This window comes from Flavobacterium sp. (genome assembly GCF_035760125.1).
GTDB lineage: Bacteria > Bacteroidota > Bacteroidia > Flavobacteriales > Flavobacteriaceae > Flavobacterium.
The window spans coordinates 1-7612 of sequence record NZ_DASTTN010000182.1; the positions used below are offsets into that span (position 1 = coordinate 1).

Annotated in this window: 8 protein-coding genes; 6 read left to right on the forward strand and 2 right to left on the reverse strand. The window is 31.8% G+C overall.

Translation table 11 applies throughout. The annotated features are described in order from the left end of the window. Together VFS71_RS06875 and VFS71_RS06880 are read left to right on the forward strand one after the other, a co-directional pair. The coding region (locus VFS71_RS06875; protein ID WP_326400185.1) for a TonB-dependent receptor domain-containing protein at positions 1-905 on the forward strand (905 nt) is incomplete at its 5' end. Positions 906-997: 92 nt separating this feature from the next. Next, entirely contained in the window at positions 998-1744 is a 747-nt protein-coding gene (locus VFS71_RS06880; protein WP_326400186.1) for a class I SAM-dependent methyltransferase, read from the forward strand. Here VFS71_RS06880 and VFS71_RS06885 read toward each other — a convergent pair. Beyond that, a complete protein-coding gene (locus tag VFS71_RS06885; RefSeq protein WP_326400187.1) occupies positions 1728-2891 on the reverse strand; it encodes a hypothetical protein in 1164 nt (387 codons plus the stop codon). The genes VFS71_RS06880 and VFS71_RS06885 overlap by 17 nt on opposite strands. A gap of 156 nt (positions 2892-3047) precedes the next feature. Then, the gene (locus VFS71_RS06890; RefSeq protein ID WP_111409210.1) at positions 3048-3398 is read right to left on the reverse strand and encodes a 4Fe-4S dicluster domain-containing protein; all 351 of its coding nucleotides are present in this window, start codon (positions 3396-3398) and stop codon (positions 3048-3050) included. Between the two features lie 146 nt (positions 3399-3544). On the opposite strand from VFS71_RS06890, the gene VFS71_RS06895 reads away from it, so the two are divergent. From VFS71_RS06895 to VFS71_RS06910, 4 genes are all read left to right on the forward strand, one after another. Then, positions 3545-4603 (forward strand): acyl-CoA reductase, encoded by a 1059-nt coding sequence (locus VFS71_RS06895; RefSeq protein WP_326400188.1) that lies wholly within the window; start codon positions 3545-3547, stop codon positions 4601-4603. A gap of 199 nt (positions 4604-4802) precedes the next feature. Continuing rightward, positions 4803-5873, forward strand: coding sequence for a 3-phosphoserine/phosphohydroxythreonine transaminase (gene serC / locus VFS71_RS06900; protein ID WP_326400189.1), 1071 nt, complete (start codon positions 4803-4805; stop codon positions 5871-5873). A gap of 102 nt (positions 5874-5975) precedes the next feature. After that, on the forward strand, positions 5976-6941 hold the full coding sequence (locus VFS71_RS06905) for a D-2-hydroxyacid dehydrogenase (RefSeq protein ID WP_326400190.1): 966 nt from the start codon (positions 5976-5978) through the stop codon (positions 6939-6941). 106 nt (positions 6942-7047) lie between these two features. Then, entirely contained in the window at positions 7048-7605 is a 558-nt protein-coding gene (locus VFS71_RS06910; RefSeq protein WP_326400191.1) for a DUF937 domain-containing protein, read from the forward strand. Positions 7606-7612 lie beyond the last annotated feature (7 nt).

Consider the following 7612-nt stretch of genomic DNA (forward strand, 5'->3'; position numbering starts at 1 on the left):
CTTTAAGAGGATCTATATCTACTGGATTCAGAGCACCAACTTTACACCAGATATATACTCAAAAATCACAATATTCTTTTGTTCCTGGTCAAGGGATTCAAGTAAGTGGTATTATCAATAACATTTCTCCACAAGCGCGTCAGTTGAATATTCCTCAATTGGATGCTGAAAAATCAACAAATATTACTGTTGGGATAGGATCAAAACCATTTAAAAATTTCAATTTCACTCTTGATTATTACAATATCAAAGTGGAAGACAGAATCGTATTAGGTGATAAACAAGACACTCAATTTGGATCAGTTGCTTGGTTTTCTAACTCTTTCGATACTAGGACTTCAGGATTGGATGTTGTTATGAATTACAATAATATTGGATTAGGATCAGGACGATTAGGATTTAACTTATCTGGTAATATTACTTTCGACAATGAAAGAATCTCACCAGTGACAAATAATAGTTTTAGTCAAACATTAGAATCGTTAATGTTTACTTCAAGACCAGAAACAAAATGGATTTTGGGTGCTAATTATGAAATTGGTAAATTTGGTTTCTCTCTTAATAACACTTACTTTGGTAAAACAACTTTCAATCAAGATGGTTTAAATGCTGATTTAAAAACAGAATTTATTCCTAAAATTGTTACTGATTTAGGAATTAATTTCTCAGCAACAGATAAATTAACTTTAGCATTGAATGTAAATAATATTTTTAATGTATTGCCAGAATGGGAATTCAAAGCTGAAAATGCAAATGGAGCCGCTCTTTTAGCAGATCCAGCTCAAGTAAAAAATCAATATAATTTAATTACTTTCAACGGGCGTTATGATACCACGACTTATGATGGATCTCATTTTAGTCAATTAGGAACAATTTTTAATTTATCATTAAACTATAAATTCTAATTTTTGACCATAATTTCAAAAGGGCTATCTTCGGGTAGCTCTTTTTTTATTTCACTGAATTCCTTAAATTTATACTCAACAATATTACTATCATGGCAAATAATTTATATACTGGTAAAATGGCAACTATTTTTGATGCTATGTATCAAACCTTTATCGATTATGACGAAGAATATGAATTTTATAATACCCTAATCCAAGAAAAAAAATGTAATTCGATACTTGAAATAGGAAGCGGAACAGGAAATCTTGCTAAAAGATTTCAAGAAAATAATCAGAATTATTTAGGTCTTGATTATAGCCAAAGTATGATTGATATTGCGCAGGAAAGAAATAAAAATAGCACTTTTATACATGGGGATATGCGTAATTTTGTGCTTGAAAATCCAGTTGATGCCATTATCATAACCGGACGATCCACAAGTTATTTGACCAACAATGAAGATGTAATAGACACCTTTGAGTCTGTTTATAAAAATTTGAATCCAAATGGTGTTTTTATTTTTGATTTTATTGATGCCAATCGTTTCATTCCTTTTGTAAAAGAAAACCAGACTATACTTCATGAAGCTACTTATGAAGGAATAAAATACATTCGTGAGAGTCATTGGGAAACTACTCCAATGGAAAATTTTATGTTGGATTGGAGTGCTCAATACTACAAGATTGTAGATAATGAAAAAGAAATTTTATTGGATGATTTTTCTACCGTTCGAGTCTTTACATTAAATGAAATGCAATTATTCTTATATCTCAACAATTTTGAAATCATCAAAACGATAGACAGAAAAACATATGCTTATGATACATATGTGATTATGGCTAGAAAGATTTTGTAATTTTATTTATTATCTCTAATTCTTTAGTAGTAGGAGTTAATCCAGAAACATTCCAATATTCTGTCAATATGGAGTTCTTTATATTGAAAAGAGTTTTGTCTTTAAAAACATCACTTTCCTTATAAGTGTAATTTTGAATATTGAAATTTGTTGTTACTAAGTTATTTAGTACTTCTATGTTTTTGGTTTCATTACCTGTATTAACCTCGTAATTGATTTCTTCTTTTGAGCTGATTAAATAATAATTTTCTGCATCTATTCTGTAATTAGTTTTAAACACAGATCTAATTATATTTTTGGCCCCTTTTGAAGTGTCTTCCTTGAGATTTGCTAATGTAATAGGTGAAACTTCAGCATTTATCTCAATTATTAATTTTCTTTTAACGTCATAAACAATTTTAAAATCATCCAATAATTCAGTTGTACCTTCCAGAGGAATTGCAGTTATTTCGTTATACTCTTGATTTAAAGGATATACTTTTACAAGGTAGTTGTATTTTTTTCTTGATTTTTCATCCAATAATGGTCTTAAAGCCGTAAAAACATAATACTTTTCCATCGATATATTTAAATTGTATCCTAAGAGATCCGTGCTGATTTCATCATCAACTAAACCAAAAGAACGATTTTGTTCTACCAATAGGACCGATTTTACTTTTTTCTGGTCTTTGTATAATTGAAAATTTATGAGGCCGTCATTGAAATAAGCATAATTACCGTTTAATTTGAAAAACTCTCTTGAATAGGCTTTCAGTCTAGCGGGTACATTCAACCTTTTAATTGAATTATTGACTAATTCTTTGATTATTTCTTGAGGGTGTTGTTTCGTTACGACTATATCATCAAGTGTATTTAGTTTACTATTTAAATAGACAACATTTTCCGGTAGATTTAAAGAAGTCCATTTTATGACTAGCGGTAAATAGGACGAGTGTGTTACTTTTACATTTGAACCTCCTTTTAATTCAAAAATGACTTTTCCTTCACTGTTTGACATTAAAACTTGTTTTGTTTTTAAAACTACAACAATAGCGCCTTCTATTGGTAGATTAGAACCTTTTTCCATTAATATTAATGTTCTTTCATTGGTTTGTGAAAAAACATTAAAACATAAAAAGAGTTGAAGTAAAATAAGGGATTTTTTCATATTTTTTAAAATGTAAAAAATAAATCAGTAAAAAATATTCAGTTTAAAAATATGAAAAAAATTAATTAAATACCATTTTTTTAAAGACAAAAAAGTATTGTATAAAAAAACCTGTGTAAAGACACAGGTTTGTATGAAATTTTAAAAAGATAAACTTTATTCGTTGTGCAAGAAAGCTTGTCTATTCAATAAAGTTTCTTCAGATTCAACGTGATTGTCATCTGGTATACAGCAGTCTACTGGACATACGGCAGCACATTGTGGTTCGTCATGAAATCCTTTACATTCTGTGCATTTTCCTGGAACGATGTAATATATTTCATCAGAGATTGGCGTTTGTGCCTCATCAGAATCTACTTCTGTTCCATCTGGCAAAATCACTTTACCTCTTAGTTTTGTACCATCTTTATATCTCCAATCATCTGCTCCTTCATATATCGCTGTATTTGGACACTCTGGTTCACAAGCCCCACAATTTATGCATTCATCGGTTATTATAATTGCCATTTTATGTTTAGTTTTAAGGTTGAAAGTTCAAAAGTTACAAGTTCTATAAAACGAAATACGAATACTGAACCCAACTTTTGCCTAAAGCTTATAAAAAGCTTATTTTTGTGCAAAATTACAATCAAAACTTTTCATAAACAAACATTATGACATTAGATACAAAAAAAAACACATTTGTTAAATTAGGTAAATTCCTAGGGCAATTCAAAGAAGGGAATTGTATAAAGAATGAGGCTGTATTTGGCAATGATTTATTTTTTGAAAAATTCATCGATTTAATTCAACTTTCACAATCGCATAATGGTTGGTATACCCCGGAACAAGTCTATTTTTCGATACAGTCTTGGGCAGAAGCATTAACCGAAGACAATTTGGATAAATGGCTTTCTACCTACGATTTGAGTAAAGTAACGCCTAAAAAAGTTGCTTTGGTATTGGCTGGTAATATTCCTTTGGTTGGATTTCATGATTTCTTATCGGTTTTGATTACTGGGCATGATGTTTTGGTGAAGACTTCTTCGAATGACCAGCATCTTTTGCCTTTCTTGGCTAATTATCTTATCGCTTCTGAATCTGGATTTAAAAACAAAATAACATTCGTAGATGGTAAGCTTGAGGGTTTTGATGCTGTAATTGCTACCGGGAGCAATAATACAGCTCGTTATTTTGAATACTATTTTAAAGACAAACCTTCCATCATAAGAAAAAATAGAAACTCAATTGCGGTTTTGAATGGTAAAGAAACCAAAGAGGAATTAGGTGCTCTTGGTGAAGATATTTTTAGATATTTTGGTTTAGGATGTCGAAATGTTTCTAAACTTTTTGTTCCAAAAGACTATTCCTTTGATTCTTTTTTTGAAGCCATTTTTGAATATCAAGATGTGATTCATTATGAGAAATACGCGAATAATTACGACTACAACAAAGCGGTTTTCTTGATGAGTAATTTCAAATTACTGGACAATGGATTCTTAACCATAAAAGAAGATTCGAGTTACGGTTCGCCAATTACTAGTGTTTTTTATGAGTACTATGAAAACCTTGATGATTTACAAAATCGTTTGAAGAACGAAAGCGATCAAATTCAGTGTATTGTGAGTAATAATCTTGTAAAAAATAGCATTGAATTTGGAACCACACAAAAACCAAATTTATGGGATTACGCAGACAATATTGATACTATATCGTTTTTGTCAATAATATAAACCTATGTTTTTGTATTATTGCGAATAATTTAACTGTTATTCAGCCCTTATTCCCGAAATTTGCGTTTTGAAAATTCAAACACAAACTACAGCTTGAAATTCTCATGATTGCCAATCACAGAAAGGTATTAATATTGATTATTTCTTGCATTAGTTAATTGGAACAAATAATAAACAAACAGTAACTACAAACTACACCATGAAAAAACACAACTACAGCGCAGGACCTTGTATTTTACCACAAGAAGTTTTTGAAAAATCAGCTCAAGCAATCTTAAATTTTAATGATTCTGGTTTATCACTTTTGGAAATTTCACATCGTAGTAAGGATTTTGTTGCCGTAATGGAAGAAGCTAGAGCTTTAGTTTTAGAGCTTTTGGATTTAAAAGGAAAAGGATATCAAACCATATTTCTTGGAGGAGGCGCCAGTTTAGAATTCTTGATGGTTCCCTATAACTTGTTGAAAGAAAATGGCAAAGCGGCTTATTTGGATACAGGAACTTGGGCTTCTGCGGCCATAAAGGAAGCTAAGTTTTTTGGAGATACTACTGTTGTGGCTTCTTCAAAAGAACAAAATTACAATCATATCCCAAAGGGGTACACTATACCTGCTGATGCAGATTATTTCCACTGCACGAGCAACAATACTATTTTTGGAACTCAAATGAAAGAATTTCCATCAACAGATTTGCCTATTGTTTGTGATATGAGTTCTGATATTTTTTCAAGAAAATTGGATTTTTCAAAATTCGATATCATTTATGCTGGTGCACAAAAAAATATGGGACCTGCTGGTACTACTTTGGTAGTTATCAAAGAAGAAGTTCTTGGCAAAACAGGGCGTGCTATACCAAGTATGTTGGATTATGAGAAACATATCAAAGCAGATAGTATGTACAATACGCCACCGGTTTTTCCTGTATATGCATCTTTATTGACTTTACAATGGTTGAAAAAACTAGGAGGAATTGAGGCTATCGAAAAAATAAATGATGCCAAAGCAGCTTTACTTTATGCTGAGATAGACAGAAATCCATTGTTCAGAGGGACAGCAGCTGTTGAAGACCGTTCTAATATGAACGCAACTTTTTTATTGAACGATGAATCACATGCTGCTAAATTTGATGAGATGTGGAAAGCAGCTGGAATTTCAGGATTACCTGGACACCGTTCAGTTGGAGGTTACAGAGCATCAATGTACAATGCACTTCCTTTGGAAAGTGTACAAGTTCTTGTTGATGTGATGAAAGAACTTGAAAAAAGTATTTAATAATTTAAGGATTAAATGATTAAAATTAATTAGTCTCTTTATTAAACAACATAATTGAATCTTTAAATTTTTAAATGATTCAATCTTTAAATAAAAATTTAAATGAAGATATTAGCAAACGACGGAATTTCAAAAAGCGGTATTGTAGCTTTAGAAAATGCTGGATTTGAAGTTATTACAACGAAAGTGGCTCAAGAACAAGTGGCTAATTTTGTAAACAAAAATAATATAAGTGTCATATTGGTTCGCAGTGCCACAAAGGTTCGCAAGGATATTATCGACGCTTGTCCAAGTCTTAAAATTATTGGTCGTGGTGGTGTAGGGATGGATAATATTGACGTTGAATATGCCAAAAGCAAAGGAATTCACATTATTAATACCCCAGCTTCATCATCAGAATCTGTAGCTGAGTTGGTTTTTGCCCATTTATTTACGGGTGTACGATTTTTGCATGACTCCAATAGAAATATGCCTTTGGAAGGAGATACTAATTTTGATGGTTTGAAAAAAGCTTATGCAAATGGTATCGAGTTGAGAGGAAAAACACTTGGAATTATAGGCATGGGACGTATTGGTCAAGCTACCGCAAAAATGGCTATTGGACTTGGAATGAAAGTGATTTACTGTGATACACATATTCCAAAGAAAGATATAAAAGTACCTTTTTTTGATGGGCAGTCTATTTCTATATCACTTGTTTCACAAACTCAGGAATCCTTGTTTAAGGAATCCGATTTCATCTCATTGCATGTACCTGCTCAGGATACACACGTTATTGGTGAAAAAGAATTAGAAATGATGAAAGATGGTGTTGGGATAGTAAATTGTGCAAGAGGCGGTGCGATTGATGAGGTGGCACTTGTAAAAGAGTTGGATAGTGGCAAAGTGTCATTCGCAGGATTGGATGTTTATGAAAGTGAACCAAATCCTGAAATTACTATTTTGATGAATCCAAAAATTTCTTTAACACCACATATCGGTGCTGCTACTGAAGAAGCACAAGATAGGATTGGAACAGAGCTTGCCCAACAGATCATCATTTTTTTCAATAAATCATTAGTGAAATAAAACAATCTACTGATATTGAATCCTATAGTGGTAATTTATTAACTTCAATTAATAAATTACCACTTTTTTTTGATTAAATTTGATATCTAATTTTAATCAAAAACCTATGTTTGAGCAATTAACACAATTAGTGCAACAATTTGGACAGGAAGCAGTTGTCAATAACAATGCGGTTCCAAATGAACATAATGAAGCCGTAATGAGTGAAGCAGGAAATTCTATATTTTCAAGCTTACAAAAAATGGCTTCAGAAGGAGGTGTCGAGAAACTTGCTGGATTACTTCAAGGGAATAATGCTCAAGATCCTTCGAATCCAGCTGTTCAGCAAATTACAGAACAACTTACAGGAAGTTTGGGAGAAAAATTTGGTTTAAATGGTAGTGATGCTGCAGGAGTGGCTAGTAGTATGATTCCTCAAGTATTAGGCGGGTTAGTAAACAAAGCCAATGACCCAAATGATAGTTTTCAAATAACTGATTTAATTGGGGCTATTTCTGGAGGTGGTGCTCAAACATCTGGAATAATGGATGCCATTTCAAAATATGGAACTCAATTTGGTTTAGACCAAAATGCCGATGGAAAACTGGATATGGATGATGCTATTGCAGTGACCAAAAGCAGTGGTGGTATTGGTGGCTTTTTAGGAAAGCTTTTTGGGAAATAAATAAAAT

Coding starts and splice junctions, on each gene's coding strand:
- VFS71_RS06895 (WP_326400188.1), top strand. CDS start 3,545: ATGACATTAGATACAAAAAAAAACACATTTGTTAAATTAGGTAAATTC.
- VFS71_RS06910 (WP_326400191.1), top strand. CDS start 7,048: ATGTTTGAGCAATTAACACAATTAGTGCAACAATTTGGACAGGAAGCA.
- VFS71_RS06890 (WP_111409210.1), bottom strand. CDS start 3,398: ATGGCAATTATAATAACCGATGAATGCATAAATTGTGGGGCTTGTGAA.
- serC (WP_326400189.1), top strand. CDS start 4,803: ATGAAAAAACACAACTACAGCGCAGGACCTTGTATTTTACCACAAGAA.
- VFS71_RS06885 (WP_326400187.1), bottom strand. CDS start 2,891: ATGAAAAAATCCCTTATTTTACTTCAACTCTTTTTATGTTTTAATGTT.
- VFS71_RS06880 (WP_326400186.1), top strand. CDS start 998: ATGGCAAATAATTTATATACTGGTAAAATGGCAACTATTTTTGATGCT.
- VFS71_RS06905 (WP_326400190.1), top strand. CDS start 5,976: ATGAAGATATTAGCAAACGACGGAATTTCAAAAAGCGGTATTGTAGCT.